The 21,117-nt window shown below is 56.5% G+C and carries 22 protein-coding genes; 4 read left to right on the forward strand and 18 right to left on the reverse strand.

Annotated elements, in window-relative coordinates; translation table 11 throughout:
* Nucleotides 1-56: 56 nt before the first annotated feature.
* Complete coding sequence (uraD, locus tag ACP2AU_RS10935; protein WP_426376204.1) at nucleotides 57-572, reverse strand: 2-oxo-4-hydroxy-4-carboxy-5-ureidoimidazoline decarboxylase; 516 nt, start codon at nucleotides 570-572, stop codon at nucleotides 57-59.
* Between the two features lie 123 nt (nucleotides 573-695).
* On the opposite strand from uraD, the gene ACP2AU_RS10940 reads away from it, so the two are divergent.
* The gene (locus tag ACP2AU_RS10940) at nucleotides 696-1,433 is read left to right on the forward strand and encodes a GntR family transcriptional regulator (protein WP_426376205.1); all 738 of its coding nucleotides are present in this window, start codon (nucleotides 696-698) and stop codon (nucleotides 1,431-1,433) included.
* Between the two features lie 18 nt (nucleotides 1,434-1,451).
* Here the strand turns inward: ACP2AU_RS10940 and ACP2AU_RS10945 are convergent, their stop codons facing one another.
* The 8 genes from ACP2AU_RS10945 to putA form a co-directional block, all read right to left on the reverse strand.
* Nucleotides 1,452-1,940, reverse strand: a complete 489-nt coding sequence (locus ACP2AU_RS10945; protein ID WP_426376206.1) for an ureidoglycolate lyase — start codon at nucleotides 1,938-1,940, stop codon at nucleotides 1,452-1,454.
* A gap of 20 nt (nucleotides 1,941-1,960) precedes the next feature.
* Nucleotides 1,961-2,812 (reverse strand): bifunctional allantoicase/(S)-ureidoglycine aminohydrolase, encoded by an 852-nt coding sequence (locus tag ACP2AU_RS10950; RefSeq protein WP_426376207.1) that lies wholly within the window; start codon nucleotides 2,810-2,812, stop codon nucleotides 1,961-1,963.
* Entirely contained in the window at nucleotides 2,812-3,756 is a 945-nt protein-coding gene (gene puuE, locus ACP2AU_RS10955) for an allantoinase PuuE (protein WP_426376208.1), read from the reverse strand. The genes ACP2AU_RS10950 and puuE overlap by 1 nt, the downstream gene beginning before the upstream one ends.
* 57 nt (nucleotides 3,757-3,813) lie before the next feature.
* Nucleotides 3,814-5,031, reverse strand: coding sequence for a urate hydroxylase PuuD (locus ACP2AU_RS10960; protein ID WP_426376209.1), 1,218 nt, complete (start codon nucleotides 5,029-5,031; stop codon nucleotides 3,814-3,816).
* A gap of 66 nt (nucleotides 5,032-5,097) precedes the next feature.
* The gene (gene uraH / locus ACP2AU_RS10965) at nucleotides 5,098-5,451 is read right to left on the reverse strand and encodes a hydroxyisourate hydrolase (protein ID WP_426376210.1); all 354 of its coding nucleotides are present in this window, start codon (nucleotides 5,449-5,451) and stop codon (nucleotides 5,098-5,100) included.
* 125 nt (nucleotides 5,452-5,576) lie between these two features.
* Complete coding sequence (locus tag ACP2AU_RS10970; protein ID WP_426376211.1) at nucleotides 5,577-5,699, reverse strand: hypothetical protein; 123 nt, start codon at nucleotides 5,697-5,699, stop codon at nucleotides 5,577-5,579.
* Between the two features lie 178 nt (nucleotides 5,700-5,877).
* Nucleotides 5,878-7,089 carry an MFS transporter gene (locus tag ACP2AU_RS10975; RefSeq protein ID WP_426376212.1) on the reverse strand — a complete coding sequence of 404 codons (1,212 nt, stop codon included), beginning with the start codon at nucleotides 7,087-7,089 and terminating at the stop codon, nucleotides 5,878-5,880.
* A 117-nt stretch (nucleotides 7,090-7,206) separates the two neighbouring features.
* Nucleotides 7,207-10,836 carry a bifunctional proline dehydrogenase/L-glutamate gamma-semialdehyde dehydrogenase PutA gene (gene putA / locus ACP2AU_RS10980; RefSeq protein ID WP_426376213.1) on the reverse strand — a complete coding sequence of 1,210 codons (3,630 nt, stop codon included), beginning with the start codon at nucleotides 10,834-10,836 and terminating at the stop codon, nucleotides 7,207-7,209.
* 200 nt (nucleotides 10,837-11,036) lie between these two features.
* Here putA and ACP2AU_RS10985 point away from each other — a divergent pair, with 200 nt between their 5' ends.
* Entirely contained in the window at nucleotides 11,037-11,489 is a 453-nt protein-coding gene (locus tag ACP2AU_RS10985; protein WP_426376214.1) for a winged helix-turn-helix transcriptional regulator, read from the forward strand.
* A gap of 1 nt (nucleotide 11,490) precedes the next feature.
* Nucleotides 11,491-12,627, forward strand: a complete 1,137-nt coding sequence (locus ACP2AU_RS10990; RefSeq protein ID WP_426376215.1) for a glycerate kinase — start codon at nucleotides 11,491-11,493, stop codon at nucleotides 12,625-12,627.
* Here ACP2AU_RS10990 and ACP2AU_RS10995 read toward each other — a convergent pair.
* Nucleotides 12,616-13,257 (reverse strand): Crp/Fnr family transcriptional regulator, encoded by a 642-nt coding sequence (locus tag ACP2AU_RS10995; protein ID WP_426376216.1) that lies wholly within the window; start codon nucleotides 13,255-13,257, stop codon nucleotides 12,616-12,618. The genes ACP2AU_RS10990 and ACP2AU_RS10995 overlap by 12 nt on opposite strands.
* A 111-nt stretch (nucleotides 13,258-13,368) precedes the next feature.
* On the opposite strand from ACP2AU_RS10995, the gene ACP2AU_RS11000 reads away from it, so the two are divergent.
* Nucleotides 13,369-13,557, forward strand: coding sequence for a YgaP family membrane protein (locus ACP2AU_RS11000; protein WP_426376218.1), 189 nt, complete (start codon nucleotides 13,369-13,371; stop codon nucleotides 13,555-13,557).
* Nucleotides 13,558-13,642: 85 nt separating this feature from the next.
* Here ACP2AU_RS11000 and ACP2AU_RS11005 read toward each other — a convergent pair whose 3' ends face one another.
* The 8 genes from ACP2AU_RS11005 to thrS all read right to left on the reverse strand — a co-directional run bounded on the left by ACP2AU_RS11005 (nucleotide 13,643) and on the right by thrS (nucleotide 21,020).
* The gene (locus ACP2AU_RS11005; RefSeq protein WP_426376219.1) at nucleotides 13,643-14,008 is read right to left on the reverse strand and encodes a MerR family transcriptional regulator; all 366 of its coding nucleotides are present in this window, start codon (nucleotides 14,006-14,008) and stop codon (nucleotides 13,643-13,645) included.
* Complete coding sequence (gene ihfA / locus ACP2AU_RS11010; protein ID WP_011785529.1) at nucleotides 13,989-14,291, reverse strand: integration host factor subunit alpha; 303 nt, start codon at nucleotides 14,289-14,291, stop codon at nucleotides 13,989-13,991. Before ihfA ends, ACP2AU_RS11005 begins: the two co-directional genes overlap by 20 nt.
* Before the next feature lie 3 nt (nucleotides 14,292-14,294).
* Nucleotides 14,295-16,667: a phenylalanine--tRNA ligase subunit beta gene (pheT, locus tag ACP2AU_RS11015; protein WP_426376220.1), complete on the reverse strand. Its 2,373-nt coding sequence runs from the start codon at nucleotides 16,665-16,667 to the stop codon at nucleotides 14,295-14,297.
* A 62-nt stretch (nucleotides 16,668-16,729) separates the two neighbouring features.
* Complete coding sequence (pheS, locus tag ACP2AU_RS11020) at nucleotides 16,730-17,728, reverse strand: phenylalanine--tRNA ligase subunit alpha (RefSeq protein WP_426376221.1); 999 nt, start codon at nucleotides 17,726-17,728, stop codon at nucleotides 16,730-16,732.
* 136 nt (nucleotides 17,729-17,864) lie between these two features.
* Nucleotides 17,865-18,218, reverse strand: a complete 354-nt coding sequence (gene rplT / locus ACP2AU_RS11025) for a 50S ribosomal protein L20 (RefSeq protein ID WP_011785532.1) — start codon at nucleotides 18,216-18,218, stop codon at nucleotides 17,865-17,867.
* A 50-nt stretch (nucleotides 18,219-18,268) separates the two neighbouring features.
* Nucleotides 18,269-18,460 (reverse strand): 50S ribosomal protein L35, encoded by a 192-nt coding sequence (gene rpmI / locus ACP2AU_RS11030; RefSeq protein WP_007151842.1) that lies wholly within the window; start codon nucleotides 18,458-18,460, stop codon nucleotides 18,269-18,271.
* 92 nt (nucleotides 18,461-18,552) lie between these two features.
* Entirely contained in the window at nucleotides 18,553-19,092 is a 540-nt protein-coding gene (gene infC / locus ACP2AU_RS11035; RefSeq protein WP_426376306.1) for a translation initiation factor IF-3, read from the reverse strand.
* Nucleotides 19,093-19,094: 2 nt separating this feature from the next.
* Entirely contained in the window at nucleotides 19,095-21,020 is a 1,926-nt protein-coding gene (gene thrS / locus ACP2AU_RS11040) for a threonine--tRNA ligase (RefSeq protein ID WP_426376222.1), read from the reverse strand.
* Nucleotides 21,021-21,117: the final 97 nt, after the last annotated feature.

Below are 21,117 nucleotides of genomic sequence, written 5' to 3' on the forward strand. Positions count from 1 at the left end.
AACCACGCTCTCAGCCTTCTCCGCCCCGCTGCAATTGCACCGGGGCGTTTTTTTGTTTACATGGTCTGCAAACGGAACAGCGCAATCTTGTTGATTTCCGACACCGCCCGCTCAAACTCCTGCTCCCGGGTATTTTCCAGGCGCTCCTCAAACGCGGCGAGAATCTGGTGACGGTTACTGCCCCGTACCGCCATGATAAAAATAAACCCGAATTTTGCTTTGTAAGCTTCGTTGTAGCGAGTAAAACGTTCAAACTCGTCCGGTGTGCACTCCTGGATGCCGGCTCCCGCTTGTTCAGAGGTACTCGCAGCGGTAAGCTCCCCCCGGGTGGCCGCCTTGCCTGCGAGGTCCGGGTGGGCATTAATAAGCGCCAGCTTCGTGTCGTCGCTGGCCTCAAGAAACACCTGGGACATCCGTGCGTGCAGCCCTTCAACCTCGTCCAGGGTCTCATCCACTCCCCGGTCGTAGGCTTGCTCTGCCACCCATGGCGAGTGTTCATAGATATCGGCAAACGCTTTCACGAACTCCTCGCGACTGAGTTTGGATGGGGTCAGTGTCTGAAAATGACTCATGGGGTTCTCCTTGGATAGCGGAAAATACGCTATATTTTGAACAACATTCAATTTTATTGTATACAATTAGATTAGACTACATGCCGCAAGTCAGATCAATGTTCGGCGGCTAACGGAGAATTTATGAGCACACAGGATCGAGCCATATCCAGCCAGCCGAAGAAAAAGCACGCCGGCAAAAAACACGACGAGATCTACGCCCATCTGTTCGACGCTATTCTTGAACACCGACTGGCGCCGGGCATCAAGCTCAGTGAAGAAGCGCTCGGGGAGATTTTCGGTGTCAGCCGGACCATCATCCGGCGTGAGTTGCTTCAGCTTGCCCACGAGGGCGTGGTTTCCATGCGGCCAAACCGTGGCGCCATGGTGGCAAACCCCACTATCGAAGAAGCCCGGCAGATACTCCAGGCCCGCCGCATCATCGAAAAAGCCGTAACCGAGCTTGCCGCACAAAACGCCACCAAAGAGCAGGTACAACAGTTACGCCAGATGATTCAGGAAGAGAAAGCCTGTTTCGACCGGGGTGAGACGGGGACGGCGATTCGCCTTTCCGGCGAATTCCACCTCCGGTTAGCCGAAGTAGCCGGCAACAAGCCACTGATAGGCTTTCAACGCAGCCTGGTGTCCCAGACATCCCTGATTATCGCCCAGTACGAGCGGGTGACGGTATCCCACTGCTCGTTCGACGAACATACCGAGCTTGTCGATGCCATCGCGGCAGGGGACGCCAGGAAGGCTTCAGACTTGATGATGCACCATATGGACCATATTGAAGCCAAGCTGCATTTCGAAGATGAGAGCACAAGCCAGGACCTGCACTCGATTTTTTCATACCTGTCGCCCGATACCGCCGGCCAGTAAGCCGGCGGCCCCGGTCATTCAGTCGAGGGTTACCCGCACATCAATCGCAAACTCGTCGCAATTGTTGCCGGCACCGCCCCGGTCCACCACCACAAACTCACCTTCTGTTTCCAGTACAGACTGAATGGCGTGCCAGGTGCCGGCCCGGTAATTCACACCTTGCCGGCCGTCGGTGACAAATGCCCGCACATCACCGGGATCAATCCCGTCTCCCGGCGGCGCCACCACAATCAGGAAGCGTTCACGATTCAACGGCATGAAGGCCTGACTGCCCTGGGGATGACGCTCCAGAAAGGTCAGCTCCAGTGGTAAGGATACCGGCTGACTGACAAAGATACTTACCAGCACCCGGGCCTCGTCGCCCAGAGCCTCCACCTTCGCCAGATCATGGTGGCGCTGGGTTCGCCCGGCATTGATCGGGAACGACTTGTCGTCGCGGCGCTCAATAACCTCGCCAAATGTCTGGAATGCTTCTGCCGTTAGCGGCTGTGCGTGAAGTTCGAGCATATGCGCCTCGTATCCTGGATTCAGCGTGCGCCGAATCCGTTCAGTTTCATGTGTCGGTTCACATCCTTGTACAGCAGGTACCGGAAAGGCCCGGGCCCGCCGGCGTAGCAGGCCTGCGGGCAGAAAGCCCGGAGCCACATATAGTCACCGGCCTCAACTTCCACCCAATCCTGATTCAGGTGGTAAACCGCCTTACCTTCGAGAACATAAAGACCATGCTCCATCACATGGGTCTCATCGAAGGGGATAACACCGCCAGGCTGGAAGTTCACGATATTCACGTGCATATCGTGCCTAAGATCCTGCATATCGACAAAACGGGTGGTGGTCCAGCGCCCGTCGGTACCGGCCATTTCAACCGGTTCAATGTCATTTTCATTGACGACGAAGGCTTCTGGCGTACCCAGCCCCTCTACCGGCTCGTAGGCTTTACGAATCCAGTGGAAGCGCACAATCCGGTCGGCCTGGTTGTGCAGTTGCCAATCTGTACCTGGCGGAATAAAAGCGTAGCCGCCCTCTTCCATCTGGTGCTTCTCGCCGTTCAGGGTCAGGGTCATTTCCCCCTCGACGACAAACAGCACCCCTTCAGCACCCGGGTCCAGCTCCGGCCGGTCGCTGCCACCGCCGGGCTGCACTTCCATAATGTACTGAGAGAAAGTCTCTGCGAAACCTGACAGCGGGCGGGAGAGCACCCACAAACGGGTCTTTTCCCAGTGCGGCAGGAAACTCGCCACGATGTCCCGGAGCACACCTTTGGGGATAATCGCGTAAGCTTCAGTGAAAACCGCACGATCTGATAGCAACTGGGTCTGTGGCGGATGCCCCCCGGTTGGCGCGTAATAACTGTGTTTTTTGACGGTCTTGTTACTCATCACAACTCCTTGGCTGTATAGGGGTGGCGCTCAGCCCAATGCTTCGCGATATCGATGCGCCGGGCCACCCAAACCCGGTCATGGCTCTCAATGTGATCCAGGAATCGTTGCAAGGCCCGGAAGCGGCCGGGGCGGCCAGCTAACCGGCAGTGCAAACCGATAGAAAGCATTTTTGGAGCCTCTTCACCTTCGGCATAGAGCACATCAAACGCATCCCGGAGGTAATTGAAGAAGTCCTCGCCCGTGGCAAAACCCTGGGGTGATGCAAAGCGCATATCGTTGGTATCCAGGGTATAGGGCACCACCAGGTGGGGCTGTTTCTCGCCCTGGCTGTCGGCTTCACAGGTCCAGAACGGCAAGTCATCACCGTAGTAGTCACTGTCGTAGAGGAAGCTGCCCTCATCAACCACGAGCCGGCGGGTATTCTCACTGTCGCGGCCGGTATACCAGCCTTGCGGCTTCTCGCCATAGAGTGACTGGAAAATTTCAATCGCCTTACGCATATGCTCGCGCTCAACGTCTTCAGGCACGTTCTGATAGTGAATCCAGCGCCAGCCATGGCAAGCGACTTCATGCCCCAGTTCTTTGAAGGCCCTGGCTACTTCTGGGTGACGTTCCAGTGCCATGGCCACGCCAAAAACCGTCAGCGGCATATCGCGGCGCTTGAACTCATTCAGAATCCGCCACACACCCGCCCGGGAGCCATACTCATAGATAGACTCCATGCTCATGTGGCGAGCCGGATAGGCCTCTGCCCCCGCGATCTCGGACAAAAACTGTTCGGAGTGGGCATCGCCGTGAAGCACGCAATTTTCCCCGCCCTCTTCGTAATTCAGTACAAACTGCACCGCAATTTTGGCCTTGCCTGGCCAGTCGGCATGGGGCGGGTTGTTGCCATAGCCAACCAGATCCCTTGGATACTCACTCTGTTTGGTCAAACTCATCGATTGGCTTCCTGAACGTCAAAATCACAACAATGGGCTTATCATCTGAGCGGCGAGTCAATCATGCCAGTTGGCAATCAGTGCCCGCTCTTCGTCGGTCATGCCGGTGATGTTGCCAAGCGGCATATAACGGCTGGCGACCACTTCCCGAATCCTCGGGGCGAGCTGGCTGATACGATCACTACTATCCAGCATCACGCCTGCCGGCGGCGCATTGAACCCGGGATGGGTTGGCTTGGCAGCATGGCAAGACACACAATGCTGGCCAATCACTTGTTCAACCTCTGCAAAGCTGGTTCCTGCAGACACACCGTCCGCCTGGCTGACGGCCTCTGTGGCAGGCTTGCTGGCAGGTGCCGCCACCCAGAAAGAGAGCAGAATAAGCGCCGCGCCCACCACCAGATAACCCGGCTTTTTGTTGCCCTGATGCATACGCACGAAGAACTGCCGGATAATCGCGCCGGCAAAAATAAGAATGGTCATGATGACCCACGCCAGATCGTGGGTATACGCGAAGGCATAATGGTTGCTGATCATCAGCAGCAATACCGGCAGCGTGAAATACGTGTTGTGCACGGAACGCTGTTTGCCACGCTTACCGTCGATAGGATTGGGCTTCTCGCCAGCCGTCATCGCCTTAACCATTCTGCGTTGGCCGGGAATAATCCAGAAGAACACGTTGGCACTCATGGCGGTGGCCATCACGGCACCGGTCAACAGGAACGCGGCACGGCCAGAGAACATATGGGTACTCAGGTAAGCCACGATCACCATCATGATGGCCACCGCCACACTCAATACACCGTCGCGCTCCATGTTCGGGCTGATACGCTTGCACAATTCGTTATAAACCACCCAGCCTGAAACCAGGAAGGCCAGCGCCAGGATGTTTGCCTGCCAGCCGGTCAGCTGGGCGGCCCATTGCCAATCACTGTTCGGGTTTACCAGATAAAAACTCGGGTTCACCATGTACAGGATGGTGAACAGGGCAAAGCCGGACAGCCAGGTGGTGTAAGCTTTCCAGAACGACCAATGCAAGTCTTCCGGCAGGTTGGCCGGTGCCGTGGCGTACTTTTGATTGTGGTAGAAGCCGCCGCCATGAACGGCCCACATTTCACCGAACACGCCACGCTTTTTACAGACATCGCCTTTTGGCGGACGCAGGCTGTTATCCAGCATAACGAAATAAATAGACTCGCCAATCCAGGCGACCGCAGCAATCACATGCAGCCAACGCAGCATGAAGTTCACGAAATCCAGGATATACGCTTCCATGGGACAGATCTCTCGTGGGCTTTTTGGTTATTCTGGGGATTCAGACCTCTGACCAGCGACTGCCGGTCAGCTGCCTCGGTAGGTGGAATAGCTGAACGGGGTAACCAGCAACGGCACGTGATAGTGCTGCGAGGCATCGGCGACTCCGAATCTCAGGGGAATCACATCCAGAAACGCATTATCCGGGAGTGTGCTGCCCTGGCTGCGAAAATAGTCACCGGCGTGAAAAACCAGTTCGTATTGCCCTTCCGTTAACGCATCACCTTCCAGTACGGGTTCATCGCAGCGACCGTCGTCGTTGGTTGTAACTGTCTTGATGAAGCTCCGGCTCTCGGCCTCCAGCCGGTAGAGATCAATGCGCAATCCCTTCCCCGGTTTACCCGCAGAGGTATCCAGCACGTGTGTCGTCAGGCGTCCCATAAAGCTCTCCCGTTGTTCATTGCGCAGCTGGCACCCTCCGCCAGCTCACGCGTCAGATTCACATTTGTTTTAGCGTACACTTACATCATCAAAATGTATACATTCTGAATGCAGCCGGGTGACCTCTAGAAATGGAACTTCACCAGAGCACTGACCGCGCTTTCGGTATCAAAGGTTTTGCTGCCGTATTTGGTGTGCCAGTATGAATACTCCATGCCGGCCAGCGCGATGAGCGTTTTACTGAGCATCCTAAAAGTAACTTTTGTTGTTATTTATCGTCGGAGGCCACGCACTAGACAAACGTAGCCAACGGACAACAATCTAAGAAAACGAATACACATTTTCCATTAATCGAATACAAAAATTGATAATTCTTCGGACTATCAGTCAGACGGAGGGCAGCAGAGCGGGAAATGCAGGCGCTGGTTACAAGATCGCGGATCTGAATCGCCGGATGGACAGAAGCAGCACCAGAAAGATCAACAAACCTGAGGCGGCGAAAGCCAGCGAAAAACCGCCCAACTCAAGCAATAACCCGAACAACAAGGGCGCAAGAAAATGCACCGCGCGATTGGCCATCAGGCGCATACCCAGCGCACCCGCCCGACGCTCTCTTTCTACGGCCTCAGCCAGAATAACCATGGACAATGGCTGGGTAAGACCAGACCCTATACCGACCAGGACTGCCAGGGCAGCGATCAGCATTATCTGCTCGGACACTCCCATCAAGGCGATACCGATCGCGAGAACAATCAGCGAAATACAGACCGTTGGCATACGGCCGCCCGACAATCCGATGATGCGCGCCATGAACGGGCGTATCAGCATGGCAACACCGGCACGAAGACTCACCAGAATACCAATGATGACAGGGCTGACCTCGAGGCTCTCCAGGTATACCGGAAGGTAGCTGCCGTAAACCCCGAGGGCGAACATTCCAAGTACCGTCACCATGACAGACATCTGCACCCCGCGGCTGCTGAGCATAAGCTGCCACTGAGCCCGGAAGCCCGCTTGTGTTCGGGTAACGGCCACACGCTCCCTGGCCTGGCCGCTCAGCCGAATCGCCACCAGGCCTGAAACCAGCGCAAACAGCGCCATCACCAGAAACACCCACTCTGTTCCCGACGATTTCAACATGGCACCCGCGAGCAGCGGGCCAATCACCTGGCCGCCAGACAACCAGGTGGCATACCAGCCAAAATACTTCTCCAACCGCGGGCCACTCCCCAGATTGGAAATAATGGTCTGGGCAGACAGAACCACCTGCAGGTGGGCCAGCCCGACCAGCAACTGACCCACGATCAGGCCGGTAAAACCCGGCCATAGATGCATGGCCAGCAAGCCGGACACCATGATGCCGGCCCCCGCTATCAAGGTCGCCCGCCCTCCAAACCGTGTAACCACGCCACCCAGCGGAATCGCCAATACCAACGGTAGGACATACTGGGCACTGAGAACAACACCCAGCATCAATGGCGACGCCCCCAGGGCAAGCCCATAGACCGGCACCACCACGATGAGCATGGAATAAACAATGAAGCACAAGGTCAGAGCCAGACAAACCGCGAAAAAATTACGCGCGGGCTCAATGCTTTGATTTGAACAATCCGGAGAGTTGAAATGGTTAACCGACAAGGGAGGACCCGTTTCTGGCTGGGTTGGCAAAGCAGGCTATGGTAACGCGAAGTGATTCAGACAGAAACGTAATGCGAAAAGAAGCCGGGGGCGGCAGAACCCGCCCCCGGCACAGGCCTATTCAGCCGATGCAATCAGGCTTGCGTTGCCGCCGGCTGCCGTGGTGTCCACACACAGATGGCGCTCGATTACATATCGCTGATCCAGCTTGTGCTCGGTAATCAGCGGCAGCAGTGCGCCCTCCCGCTCGCTCAGCGCGGTGCGGTATTGCTTGAGCAACGGCTTTTCTGCCACGCTGACAACAGCTTCGAAGCCCGTCAGTTTTGCCAGGGCGTCCGGGTTCAGCATACCGTCACTGGCCACGATCGGGAGACCGGCCTTGATGGCATCCGCCAACGCCTTGTCTGCCCCGGGTGCAATAACAACCACTTTGTTACCCTGAGACAACGCGGTGCCAGCCTGCTCAACAGCGGTCTCCGCATCCGGGCCCAGGCACAAAACCACGCCACGCCCATGACAGGCCAGCTGGTTCTGCTCGCCGGTCGGCCCGGGCATCTCCTCATAACCGTCATCCAGCGGTGCAGGCACTGTCCCGAAATGGGGCTCTAGCTGTGCCTGGCGCTCCTTCGGCTCTGGTAATTCGAGGTCAGCCAGTTTGTTGATCAGTTTCTGAGCCTTTTCGACACCGACCATCTTATCGGTGGACGGTGCGGATTTCTCAACCACGTCGCCCTTCAGGAACCGACGCACATAGTGCGGGCCACCGGCTTTCGGTCCGGTACCGGACAAGCCCTCACCACCAAATGGCTGGGAACCGACAATGGCACCAATCTGGTTGCGGTTAACATAGGTGTTGCCCACTTTGATCCGACTGGCAATGTGCTCGATACGACGGTCAACGCGGCTGTGGATGCCAAATGTCAGGCCGTACCCTTTGGCGTTGACCGAATCAATCACCTTGTCGATATCTTTGGCCTCGAAGGTTGCCACGTGCAGCACCGGGCCGAAGATTTCCTCTTCCATATCCTCGATGCCGCTCACCTTCAGCACGGCCGGCGAAACAAACAGCCCCTGCTCCGGAACCTTCAGCTTTTTCAGCAATTTGCCCTGCTGCTCGAATTTCTGGCAATGGTCGGTAATCTTCTTTCGGGCGTTTTCGTCAATGACCGGACCAACGTCAGTGGACAGCTGCCAGGGGTCGCCAATACCCAACTCTTCCATCGCTCCGTAGAGCATTTCCAGCAGGTTATCGGCGATGTCCTTCTGAACGTAAAGCATCCGCAACGCGGAACAGCGCTGACCGGCACTCTGGAAGGAGGATGCCAGCACGTCACGCACTACCTGCTCTGGCAACGCTGTGGAATCCACAATCATGGCATTCAGGCCGCCGGTCTCGGCAACCAGAGGTGCGTCGGGCTCCATATGCTCGGTCATGGCTTTGTTGATGCGTTGCGCAGTTGCCGTAGACCCGGTAAAGCATACGCCGGTGACCCGGGAATCCGAGGTAAGCCCCGCCCCCACTGTGGCCCCGGTGCCCGGCAGCAGCTGGATCGCAGCCCGGGGAATTCCCGCCTCATGCATCAGCTCAACGGCTCGACACGCCAGCAAGGACGTCTGCTCTGCCGGCTTCGCCACAACCGCGTTACCAGCAGCGAGGTTCGCCAGAATCTGGCCCGTAAAAATTGCCAGCGGGAAGTTCCAGGGCGAGATGCAACACATCACGCCCCGGGCATCACCGTCCTGCTCGTAACGGATAGCCTCGTTGGCATAGAACATGGCGAAATCCACAGCCTCACGAATTTCCGCAACGGCATCCAACAGGGATTTGCCTGCCTCGCGAGTGGTCAGGGCAAACAGTTCGTGCACGTTCTCTTCGTACAGGTCGCCAACTCTCCGGACTATCGCGGCGCGCTCTTCGGCAGGAACCGCAGACCAATGCTTGAAACCATCCCGGGCCGCATCAAGTGCCGCAGAAACGTCGGTTTCAGACGCGTAAGTGATATGGCCCACCAGGTCGTCCGGGTTGGCCGGATTGCGAACTTCCACCACTTCGTCGCTGGCAGGCTCAACCGCAAGGATCGGCCCACCCTGCCACTGATGGCTCTTGTAACGGTTACGCCCCTCATCAATTTCGGCGACGGTCACGGGGTCGGTAATGTCCCAACCTTTGGAGTTACGGCGCTGCTCACCGAAGATTTTCGATGGGTGCACAATCGCCTTGCTGGACAGGTTGTCGCCCAGGTCGACCACCACATCAATGGGATCCCGGGCAATCTCTTCCGGCGTGATGCTGGTGTCTACAATCTGGTTAACAAACGAGCTGTTGGCGCCATTTTCCAGCAGACGGCGCACCAGGTAGGCCAGCAGGTCCTTATGGGCCCCCACCGGCGCATAAATCCGGCATGGCACACCGCTGTCTGCCAGTACCTGATCGTGCAGTGACTCACCCATGCCGTGAAGGCGCTGGAACTCGAACTTGTCGCGACTCAGATCCTTGGCCAGCTCCAACACCGCAGAGACCGAGTGGGCATTGTGCGTCGCGAACTGGGGATAAATTCGATCGGTCATCCCCAGAAGTTTACGGACGCCCGCCAGATAGGCTACATCACTGCAGGCCTTGCGGGTGAACACCGGGAAGTCCGGCAGGCCCATAACCTGTGCACGCTTGATCTCGGCATCCCAGTAGGCGCCTTTCACCAGGCGGACCATAATCCGACGATCCAGCTTTTCAGAAAGGGCATAGAGCCAGTCGAGAGTTTCCGAGGCGCGCTTTCCGAAAGCCTGGACAACAACACCGAACCCGTCCCAGTTCTTCAGCTCAGGGTCAGAGAGGATGGCCTCGATCACATCAAGGGAGAGGTCCAGGCGATCCTGTTCCTCGGCGTCGATGTTAAAGCCCATGTTGGCCGCCGCAGCTTTTTTGGCCAGCTTGAGGGCCCGGGGCATCAATTCACTCATTACCCGCTCTTTATGGCCATATTCGTAACGGGCCAGCAGAGCCGACAACTTCACGGAAATTCCCGGGTTGGTTCTTACATCGCCTTCACAGCGCTTGCTGATGCTGTCGATCGCATCGGAATACGACTGATAGTAACGCTGGGCATCCTCGTCGGTGCGGGCAGCCTCACCGAGCATGTCATAAGAATAGGTATAGCCACGCTGCTCCTGAGGCTTGCCACGCTCCTGAGCCTCGTCAATATCGCGGCCCAGCACGAACTGCCGCCCCATTTCTTTCATGGCCTGGCCCGCAACGGTGCGCACCACCGGCTCGCCCATGCGCTTGACCAGCTTGCGCAGGGTATCGCCCACGCTTTGGCGTTCCGAATCCTTGAGCAGGTTGCTGGTCATCAACAGGGCCAGAGTCGCCGAGTTGATCATGCCGGACTTGGCTTTACCCACGTGGGCACCCCAATTCCCGGAGGTGATCTTGTCTTCGATCAGATCCTGGATGGTCAGGTTGTCCGGCACCCGCAACAGGGCTTCAGCAAGGCACATCAACGCCACGCCTTCTTTGGTCGTCAGCCCGTACTCCGCCAGAAACTTCTCCATGATGGTCGGCTTGGCGCTATTGCGCACATCACGCACCAGAACGGCTGCCCGGGCTGAAATCGCCTTGCGGGTTTCGTCAGACAGCTGGGCCTCAGCAATCAACCGGTGGATCACTTCGTGTTCGTCCGCCAGGTAATTCGCGCGGATCGCTTGGCGGATGTCATTGAGTTCCGGAGCCACGGATTGCTGAAGACTCATGGTGTACCCTCCTGATTGTTTGAATACTGACCGCATTTTAGCGAAGCAGGTACATACAATTATCCTGTAAATCGACCGGGTAGAGCGTTCTTTTCCTTTTTTAGCACCTCAAAAATTACCCATTGGACTATCTATTCGCTAAAATTGGACGATTCGGCCTTTTAAAAAAATTACTCCGACGAACCTAAAGGATAGCAGTCATGGCGGATCTCGACAGAATCGATCTCTCTATCGTCCGGGAACTGCAGAAGAACGGCCGCATTACCGTTACCGACCTGGCCTCCCGGGTAGGATTATCAAAGACTCCCTGTCAGGTACGAATGAAACGGCTGGAAGATCAGGGGTACATCACCGGCTACAGCGCCATGGTGAACCAGACCAAACTGGGGCTCTCGCATATCGCATTCGCCCAGGTCACCCTGAACGATACCAGCAGCAAAGCACTGGCCGCGTTCAATGAAGCCGTCCGGCAAATCTCCGCGGTAGAGCAATGCCACATGATGGCGGCCAATTTCGACTATCTTCTGAAAGTACGGACGCGCAATATGGCGGAATATCGTCAGGTTCTGGGGGAGCAGATCTCCAGCTTGCCTCACGTTCTGCAAACCAGCACGTTTGCGGTTATGGAAAACGTCAAAGACCGGGGCCATTAAGATGCGGATTGTGATTGCACCGGACTCTTTCAAAGAGTGCCTGCCCGCCCATGAGGTGGCCGCGGCCATCGCAACAGGGTGGAGAAGCGCGGCTCCGGACGATGAGTTGGTTGAGGTCCCTCTTGCCGACGGCGGCGAGGGAACAACGGTTGCCCTGACCAAAGCCCTTCGCGGAGAGCTTCACACGGTAACCGTATCCGGGCCTGCCGGTATTCCGGTCCGGGCGTGCTTCGGTATCGCCGACGGGGGTAACGCAGCCATCGTCGAAGTGGCCGAAGGCAGCGGCCTTCAATGCACACCCCGCGATACACGCGATGCGCTTCACGCCTCCAGCCGGGGAACCGGAGAACTGATTCTGGCAGCCCTGGCACATCGTCCAAAAACGCTGATCCTCGGCCTCGGCGGCAGCGCTACCACCGACGGCGGGGCCGGTATTCTGCAGGCGTTGGGCGCGCAGTTACTGGACCATCAGGGGAATCCTATCAGGCCGGGCGGCGCAGGCCTGGCACAACTGGCCCTGATGGACCTGCGGCCGGCCATGAAGCAACTAGAGGGGGTCTGTATTGTCGCCGCTTGCGACGTGACCAATCCGCTACTGGGCACCCAGGGGGCAGCCGCCATTTTCGGGCCACAAAAAGGTGCAGACAGCGACCAGGTACGACTGCTAAACGCAAACCTGTCGCACTTTTCAACGCTGGCGCAGGCGCAAGGAATGGATATGGCCAGCTTTCCAGGGAGCGGCGCGGCAGGGGGCATTGGAGGTATGATCAAGGGCCTGCTGGGAGCACGGCTTCAGCCCGGTATAGAGTTGGTCATGGCAGCCGTAAAACTGGAGGAAAAGATTCGGGATGCCGATCTGGTGATTACGGCAGAAGGTGCCATTGATGCCCAGAGCGCTTTTGGCAAAACCCCGGCAGGGGTCTCCCGGCTGGCCAGGTCTTGCAAGGTTCCGGTGATCGGCCTGTGCGGCAAGCTGGGCACCGGACTGGGGCCACTGCACGACGCAGGATTAACGGCCGCGTTTTCGATCACTCCCGCCCCCATGACGTTAACCGACGCCTACACGGCCGCACAGTACAACCTGCAGCATTCGGCAGAGCAGCTCGCACGCTTGGTACACAGCCTCTCAAACCATTGACGCGGATTTCAGCAGCCCGGTGAGCTCAACCCGGCCCCGGGCCAACCTGACCTGCCCCCGACGCTCAAGCTCTTTCAACAGGCGACTGACCACTTCACGGGCCGTGCCAAGCTCAACCGCCAATTCCTGGTGAGTAATGGTTAATAGCTGCTGGCCCATGGCTGCCCTGGCCTGAAGCCACTCTTCAAGACGCTCATCCATCCGGTGAAACGCCACCTCTTCCACCAACAGCATCAAGTCATCAAGCCGACGGCCATAAGACTCCATAATACCCAACCGGAATTGCGCCGACTGATCCATCAACCGATCAAACAAGCCCCGCGGAATGATGGCTGCCTCTGCGTTTTCCTCGACAATGGCTTCGGCGCGGTATCCGCGGCCAGTCATCAGGCAGCCAATAGACAGGGTGCAGATATCATCCGCGCCCATGCGATAGAGCACGATGCCATGGCCGGAAACCCCGGTCATCTGAACCTTGATACTCCCGGACAGCACCAGTGGCAGCCCACGGCAATGCTCGCCGGCACTAAACAGCACTTGCCCCGGCGGGAAACGCATGGTCTGAAGCCCGTCAAGGGTGTCCTGCCGCAAAGACCCGGCAAGCGTGTCGAGAATACTATGTTTGGCCATTTTCCAAAGCCTTGTCGGGAAAGTTGTTTGCCTGTGTGACTTTATCACTGAACCCGGCCAGTGGCAGGCCTATAGTCTTATTATCATCCGATAGCACACAGGAGAGACACAATGACCGTAAACATGGGTTCCGCTGATCGTATTATTCGCGCCATTGCAGGCGTTGTCCTGCTGGCCCTGGTTTTTGTTGGCCCCCAAACCCCCTGGGGCTGGATTGGCCTTGTTCCGCTGGCGACGGCACTGGCCGGAAACTGCCCTGCGTACTCCCTTCTGGGCATCAAAACCTGTAAAAGCAAATAAACCTGCAGGTTTCAGAAAAACAAAAGCCAGAGTGGCGGGCCACTCTGGCTTTTTCGATCCTTACGCTTAAGCATCCAACCAAACGTTACCGCACCGGCGCATTCAGCACATCCAGCACTTCTTCAAGTTCGGTGATCATCTGGCGAATAAGCTGCTTGTACTGAGAGGTGTCGTCCTTAACCTCGCTGCTACTTAGCTTCTGCTTGGCACCGCCGATGGTATAGCCCTGATCATACAACAGACTGCGGATCTGCCGGATGGTAATAACGTCGGCCCGCTGATAGTAACGCCGATTACCCCGACGCTTGACTGGTGACAGCTGCGGAAACTCTTGCTCCCAATAACGCAGCACGTGCGCCTTGACCGCACACAGCTCTGCTACCTCGCCAATGGTGAAGTAACGTTTCCCCGGAATAACGGGGAGCTCGTTGTTATGACTGGGTTCCAGCATATGCTTCTACTTTCTGTTTCAGTTTCTGACCCGGTCGAAACGTCACTACACGCCGTGCACTGATCGGAATTTCCTCGCCCGTTTTCGGGTTCCGTCCCGGCCGCTGTTTCTTGTCCCTCAGATCGAAGTTGCCGAATCCAGACAACTTCACCTGTTCGTTATGACTGAGCGCACCTCTGATTTCGTCGAAGAAGGCTTCCACCATTTCCTTGGCTTCCCGCTTGTTGAGACCCAACTCCTCATACAACCGCTCCGCCATATCTGCTTTCGTCAAAGCCGCCATCTGTCAACTCCTCAGTGTTGCCCCCAACTCTTCTTTCAGGGCCTCGATAACCCCATTGAAGAGAGAATGCACTTCGTCCTCGTTCAGCGTGCGCTCCGGATGCTGCCAGAACAGACTCAGGGCCAGGCTGCGATTACCTTCTCCGAGACCCTCACCCTCATAAACATCAAACACACGCAATGCCGTGAGGTGCTCGCCGGCATGTTTTCGGGCCACATGCTCTACCTTCGCGAACGCCACATCGCTTCCGATAATGATAGCCAAATCCCGACGAACTTCCGGGAATTTCGAAATATCTTTGAAATTAGGCACATAACCGGTAACGATCGATTCCAAGAATAGCTCAAACATCAGAATCGTGCCATTAAGTTCAAGATTTTTCTGCACTTGCGGGTGCAAGGTCCCCAACCAGCCGATATGCTCCCCGTCGCGCACTAATTCAGCAGTCTGGCCTGGATGCAGCGCGGGGTGCTGGCTGGCAATAAAGCTGATTTCGATACCCAGCAATCGGAAAAGGCTTTCCAATTCCCCTTTTACATCAAAGAAATCCGTGGTTCTGCGACCGTTTACCCAGTTTTCAGGATTCTGGTTGCCAACTACAACGCCGGCCAGCATCGGCTGCTGCCGGATTCCCTCGGCGCCCTGCTCAAACCTCAGGCCAGTCTCAAACAGCCTAATTCGGGGCTGCTGCCGGTTCTGGTTATGGCCAACGGTTTTCAGAAGACCACTCCACAGCGTGGTGCGCATCACCGACAGGTCTGCTGAAATCGGATTAGCCAGCGCAATTCCCTGGCGATCAGGGTCTAGCAGCTGCTGAACCTTGGGGTCCACAAAGCTGTAGGTCACCGCTTCCTGATAACCCTGGGCCACAAAGAAATTACGGACGGCAGACAGCGGCCGAACAGCCTCTTCCCGCGCACGCAAACCAAGGGCGCCGGTGGGCTCGGTAACCGGAAGGTTGTTGTAACCAAAAATGCGCCCCACCTCTTCGATCAGATCCTCCTCAATGGAGATATCCGGCCGAAAGCTCGGTACGCTGATGCGCCAGCCATCTTTCAGAAGTTTGTCGATGTGCAGCCCCAAACGGGTAAGAATTTCCTCTACCGTCGTCCGATCAATTTTCATGCCGAGCACATCGGCCAGGCGCTGCTCCCGCAGATCAATAACCGGCGCTTTCGGCAAGTGCTCGCGACTCGCCACTTCAACAATTTCACCCGGCTCACCGCCGACAATAGCCATTAGCAAACGGGTCGCCCGCTCCATGGCAGCACGCGCCAGTTCGTAGTCAACGCCTCGCTCAAAACGATGGGAGGCATCGGTGTGAAGCCCATAATGACGGGCTTTACCCGCCAGCGTGATGGGATCGAAGTAGGCCGACTCAAGCACCAGGTCTCGGGTCTTCTCACTCACACCGGAATGCTCGCCCCCCATAACACCGGCAATCGCCACCGGTTTCTCATGGTCCGCAATCACCAGCGTTTCCGGTGTCAGCTCCACCTCCTGGCCATCCAGCAGCACCAGTTTTTCACCCGCCGTTGCCATACGCACCACAATGCCGCCCTTGATCTCATCCCGATCAAATGCGTGCATCGGCTGGCCCAGCTCCAGCAGGACATAGTTCGTCACATCGACCGCAGCGTCGATTGAACGCACACCGGAGCGGCGCAATTTTTCCTGCATCCATAGCGGTGTCTCAGCCTGCAGATTCACGTTCCTGAGAATGCGCCCGAGATAACGGGGACAGCCTGCCGGCGCTTCAACCCGGATATCCGGCACGCCCGAATGCGCGGCCGCGACCGGTTCGATTTCTGGCGCATGGGTGACCAGACTGTTTAACACACCTACTTCCCGGGCAAGCCCTTTAATGGACAAGCAATCGCTACGGTTCGGCGTGAGGTCCACATCAATGGTGATGTCGTCAAGCCTGAGGTAATCGGCCACCGGCTCTCCGACCGGAGCGTCTACCGGCAGCTCCATCAGGCCATCATGACTATCGGATAAGCCCAGCTCAGACTCCGAGCAAAGCATACCTTCGGAGGGCTGCCCCCGGAGTTTGGCCTTTTTGATCTTGAAATTACCGGGCAGGACCGCCCCCACCTCGGCAAACGGAACCTTGAGCCCGTCTCGAACATTGGGAGCGCCACAAACGACCTGAACGGTTTGCTGGCCATTACTTACCTGGCACACCCGCAGCTTGTCGGCGTCCGGATGCGAGGCAACCGAAACCACCTCGCCGACAACCACACCGGTAAAATCGCCTGCCACGGCTTCGAAGCCATCCACTTCCAGGCCCGCCATGGTGATTTGATCCATCAGCTCCTGGGAACCAATGCTCGGATTCACCCATTCACGCAGCCACTGTTCACTGAATTTCATTGTCCTGATCCTGTTCTGATACGGTTGATTCTTAGCCTGTCGAGTTGATTCCCGGCGCCCGATTAACGGAACTGGCGCAGGAAACGCAGGTCGTTTTCGAAGAACATACGCAGGTCTTTTACGCCATAGCGGAGCATAGCCAAACGCTCAACGCCCAGGCCGAAGGCAAACCCGCGATACTCTTCAGAATCAATACCGCAATGTTCGAACACTTTCGGGTGCACCATGCCGCACCCCATCACTTCCAGCCACTTGATGCTGCCATCCGGCTCTCGGCCCCATTCAATATCAACCTCGGCCGAGGGCTCGGTAAACGGAAAATAAGAGGGGCGGAAACGCACTTTCAGATCACGCTCAAAAAACACCCGGAGGAACTCTTCAACGGTGCTTTTAAGGTCGGCAAAACTGACATTCTTTTCGACCAACAGCCCCTCCACCTGATGGAACATGGGGGTGTGGGTCATATCGGAATCACAACGATACACGCGCCCGGGGCAGATCATGCGGAATGGCGGTTTACCAGCCTCCATGGTGCGGATCTGAACCGGCGAGGTATGAGTGCGCAGCAGGGTGCCCGGGTTGAAATAAAACGTGTCATGCATGGCACGAGCCGGGTGGTGCCCCGGAATATTCAGGGCTTCAAAATTATGATAATCGTTTTCGATTTCCGGCCCCTGCTCCACGCTGTAACCGGCCTGGGCGAAAATTTCCTCAATACGCTGCAATGTGCGAGTGACCGGGTGCAGCCCCCCCAGATCCTGGCCACGGCCCGGTAGTGATACGTCAATGGATTCAGCCGCAAGCCTGGCCTCGATGGCTGCCGCCTCAAGATCTGAACGCCGCGCGTTGATGGCCTGCTCAACCTGGCCCTTGGCTTCGTTGATCTTCTGGCCAGCCGCCGGACGCTCCTCCGCGGAGAGTTTGCCCAGTGTTTTTGCCTGCTGGGTAATCACACCTTTTTTACCGAGGTATTCCACGCGAATTTGATCAAGCGCCTGCAGGTTGTCGGCCTTCTCTACGGCACTCAACCCGTCCTGAACCAGTTGCTCCAGGTTTTCCATTGACCCTGCTCCAAACCAGAAATGGGGTAGGTTAAAACAAAAATAGGGGAAGAGCGTGCCCTTCCCCTATCAGAAGGCGTCATCATAGGTCATGAGACGCCCGGATCGATCAGCAATCGATGAAAGAGCTAAGCGATCACAGGGACGCTTTGGCCTTCTCAACAACAGCGGCAAACGCCTGCTGCTCGTTCATGGCCAGATCAGCCAGAACCTTACGGTCGATCTCAACATTTGCTTTCTTCAGACCAGCAATCAGACGGCTGTAAGACAGGCCGTTTGCGCGGGCGCCGGCGTTGATACGGGCAATCCACAGGGCGCGGAATGCACGCTTACGGTTGCGACGGTCACGGTAGGCATACTGACCTGCCTTGATAACCGCCTGCTTGGCAACGCGGTAAACACGGCTACGGGCACCGTAGTAACCTTTGGCCTGATTGAGAATCTTCTTGTGACGACGACGTGCTACCACGCCACGCTTTACACGAGCCATACTTTAATCCTTCTACCTTTACTTTCTAAGGAACAATGTGCGCGGCTGGATCAGCACGCGGTCATGCGCTTGATAGATGCTACGTCCGACTTGGCGATGAGCTTGGTGCCGCGCAGCTGACGCTTACGCTTCGGGCTCTTCTTGGTCAGGATGTGGCTGGTGAAGGACTGCTTGTGCTTGAAGCCAGTGGCGGTCTTCTTGAACCGCTTGGTAGCTCCGCTCTTGGTTTTCATCTTAGGCATTTTTAAAACTCCGCATTCTATTTTGGATAAACAATTGTGCCCCTGAACGACAAATCCCCCGCCACTGCGGGGGACCCGTCAAAGGATCAGGTTCACTTCTTCTTGCGGGGGGCGATAACCATGGTCATCTGCCGGCCTTCCATTTTCGGCCGCATCTCAACCTGGGCTATTTCTGTCACATCTTCCTCAATCCGCTGCATGAGCTTCATACCAATTTCCTGGTGTGCCATCTCACGCCCACGGAACCGGATTGTGATTTTGCCGCGGTCCCCTGCTTCAAGGAAACGTATCAGGTTGCGTAGTTTGACCTGATAATCCCCTTCTTCCGTTCCTGGTCGGAACTTCAGCTCTTTGACCTGGGTCTGCTTCTGCTTTTTCTTGGCAGCCGCCTTGGCCTTTTTCTCTTCAAAAATCTTTTTGCCGTAGTCCATTATCTTACAGACGATCGGATCGGAATCCGTAACCTGTACCAGATCCAGGGTCGCCTCTTCCGCCATACGCAAGGCATCTGCGATCGGAACAATCCCGACCTGATTGCCTTCGGCATCAATCAGTCGGACTTCAGTTGCGTCAATGTTCTCATTGATAGGCGCTTTGGGTGCGCGCCCACCCCGATTCGCTCGCTGTTTAATAATTAGATCTCCGTTTTGGTTCTACCTTTGCGATCGACCTCGGCTGCAAGCAGCTTTTCGAATTCGTCGACCGACATGGTTCCCAGATCGTCGCCTTTACGTGTTCTCACGGCAACGGCGTTGTTCTCGATCTCTTTGTCGCCAACAACGACCAGATAGGGAACCTTATTTAAAGTATGCTCGCGGATTTTAAAGCCGATCTTCTCGTTTCTCAAGTCAGCATTAACCCGAAAGCCTAAAGAATCCAGTTTTTTGGCCAGATTCTGACAATAATCACGTTGTTTGTCGGTAATGTTCAGCACCGCAACCTGCGTCGGGGCCAACCAGGTTGGGAACGCCCCTTCGTATTCTTCGATCAGGATACCGATAAACCGCTCAAAGGAGCCGAGCACGGCCCGATGCAGCATGACCGGCGTTTTGCGCTCGGAGTTATCAGCCACGTATTGGGCCCCGAGGCGCCCCGGCATTGAAAAGTCTACCTGGATAGTACCACACTGCCACACCCGACCGAGGCAATCCTTCAGAGAGAACTCGATTTTGGGACCATAGAACGCACCTTCACCCGGCAACAGCTCCCAGTCAACACCTTCACGGTTCAGCGCTTCTTCCAGCGCGGCTTCCGATTTATCCCAGACTTCATCGGACCCAACCCGCTTCTCTGGACGGGTGGAGAGTTTGTAAAGAATCTGATCGAAACCGAAATCCGCATAGATTTCGTGAAGCATGGCGATAAACGCCGACACTTCCTGTTGAATCGCATCTTCCTCACAGAAGATGTGGGCATCATCCTGGGTGAACCCACGCACCCGCATCAGGCCGTGCAGCGCACCGGATGCTTCGTTACGATGGCAGCAACCAAACTCAGCCAGGCGCAGAGGCAGATCTTTGTAGCTCTTCAAGCCCTGATTGAACACTTGCACGTGGCACGGGCAGTTCATGGGCTTGATCGCGTAATCGTGCTTCTCGGACTCGGTGGTGAACATATCGTCCTTGAACTTGTCCCAGTGCCCGGATTTCTCCCAGAGCGTACGGGACACCACCTGCGGCGTCTTGATCTCTTTGTAACCATGCTTGTGCTGCTGGCCACGCATGTACTGCTCGACTTCCTGGTAAAGGGACCAGCCGTCCGGATGCCAGAACACCATGCCCGGCGCTTCTTCCTGCATATGGAACAGACCGAGTTTCTTGCCAATCTTGCGATGATCGCGTTTCTCGGCCTCTTCCAGGCGGTGCAGGTAGGCCTTGAGGTCTTTTTTGTTGCCCCAGGCCGTACCGTAGATGCGCTGTAGCTGCTCATTGCTGGTATCGCCGCGCCAATAGGCACCAGCCACCTTGGTCAACTTGAAGGCCTTCAGTTTGCCGGTACTGGGCACGTGAGGGCCACGGCAGAGGTCGATAAAATCCCCCTGGCGATAGAAAGACAGGTCTTCCGCACCGGGAATATCCTCGATGATACGGACCTTGTACTCCTCACCCATCTCGTTGAACAGCTTGATCGCCTCGTCCCGGGACATAATGGAGCGGGAAACCGGAAGATCCTGCTTGGCCAGCTCTTCCATACGCTTTTCTATGCGCGCCATATCCTCATTGGTAAACGGGCGCTCATATTTGAAGTCGTAGTAAAAGCCGTTGTCGATCACCGGCCCGATAGTAACCTGGGCGCCCGGAAACAGCTCCTGAACGGCCATGGCCATCAAGTGGGCAGTGGAATGGCGAATAACATCGACACCGTCGTCATCACGCTCCGTCACAATGGCCAGCTCGGCATCGTTTTCGATCAGATGACTGGTATCCACGAGTTTCCCGTCGACCTTCCCGGCAAGGGCCGCCTTGGCCAGACCTGCGCCGATATCGGCAGCAACGTCATGAACGGTTACGGGCTCTGCAAAACTACGATGGCTGCCATCCGGCAGGGTAACGACGGGCATGATGATCTCCTCATGATGTCTCAGCGGTGATCTATACCAAAGATCACTTGGTTGCCGAACTGCGCGATACAAACCGCGAGCCGGAGTTGAAGGCGAG

Origin of the sequence: Marinobacter sp. VGCF2001 (genome assembly GCF_049943275.1) — a bacterium.
In the GTDB taxonomy this organism is placed as follows: Bacteria; Pseudomonadota; Gammaproteobacteria; order Pseudomonadales; family Oleiphilaceae; genus Marinobacter.

Coding starts and splice junctions, on each gene's coding strand:
- uraD (WP_426376204.1), bottom strand. CDS start 572: ATGAGTCATTTTCAGACACTGACCCCATCCAAACTCAGTCGCGAGGAG.
- ACP2AU_RS10940 (WP_426376205.1), top strand. CDS start 696: ATGAGCACACAGGATCGAGCCATATCCAGCCAGCCGAAGAAAAAGCAC.
- ACP2AU_RS10945 (WP_426376206.1), bottom strand. CDS start 1,940: ATGCTCGAACTTCACGCACAGCCGCTAACGGCAGAAGCATTCCAGACA.
- ACP2AU_RS10950 (WP_426376207.1), bottom strand. CDS start 2,812: ATGAGTAACAAGACCGTCAAAAAACACAGTTATTACGCGCCAACCGGG.
- puuE (WP_426376208.1), bottom strand. CDS start 3,756: ATGAGTTTGACCAAACAGAGTGAGTATCCAAGGGATCTGGTTGGCTAT.
- ACP2AU_RS10960 (WP_426376209.1), bottom strand. CDS start 5,031: ATGGAAGCGTATATCCTGGATTTCGTGAACTTCATGCTGCGTTGGCTG.
- uraH (WP_426376210.1), bottom strand. CDS start 5,451: ATGGGACGCCTGACGACACACGTGCTGGATACCTCTGCGGGTAAACCG.
- ACP2AU_RS10970 (WP_426376211.1), bottom strand. CDS start 5,699: ATGCTCAGTAAAACGCTCATCGCGCTGGCCGGCATGGAGTATTCATAC.
- putA (WP_426376213.1), bottom strand. CDS start 10,836: ATGAGTCTTCAGCAATCCGTGGCTCCGGAACTCAATGACATCCGCCAA.
- ACP2AU_RS10985 (WP_426376214.1), top strand. CDS start 11,037: ATGGCGGATCTCGACAGAATCGATCTCTCTATCGTCCGGGAACTGCAG.
- ACP2AU_RS10990 (WP_426376215.1), top strand. CDS start 11,491: ATGCGGATTGTGATTGCACCGGACTCTTTCAAAGAGTGCCTGCCCGCC.
- ACP2AU_RS10995 (WP_426376216.1), bottom strand. CDS start 13,257: ATGGCCAAACATAGTATTCTCGACACGCTTGCCGGGTCTTTGCGGCAG.
- ACP2AU_RS11000 (WP_426376218.1), top strand. CDS start 13,369: ATGACCGTAAACATGGGTTCCGCTGATCGTATTATTCGCGCCATTGCA.
- ACP2AU_RS11005 (WP_426376219.1), bottom strand. CDS start 14,008: ATGCTGGAACCCAGTCATAACAACGAGCTCCCCGTTATTCCGGGGAAA.
- ihfA (WP_011785529.1), bottom strand. CDS start 14,291: ATGGCGGCTTTGACGAAAGCAGATATGGCGGAGCGGTTGTATGAGGAG.
- pheT (WP_426376220.1), bottom strand. CDS start 16,667: ATGAAATTCAGTGAACAGTGGCTGCGTGAATGGGTGAATCCGAGCATT.
- pheS (WP_426376221.1), bottom strand. CDS start 17,728: ATGGAAAACCTGGAGCAACTGGTTCAGGACGGGTTGAGTGCCGTAGAG.
- rplT (WP_011785532.1), bottom strand. CDS start 18,218: ATGGCTCGTGTAAAGCGTGGCGTGGTAGCACGTCGTCGTCACAAGAAG.
- rpmI (WP_007151842.1), bottom strand. CDS start 18,460: ATGCCTAAGATGAAAACCAAGAGCGGAGCTACCAAGCGGTTCAAGAAG.
- thrS (WP_426376222.1), bottom strand. CDS start 21,020: ATGCCCGTCGTTACCCTGCCGGATGGCAGCCATCGTAGTTTTGCAGAG.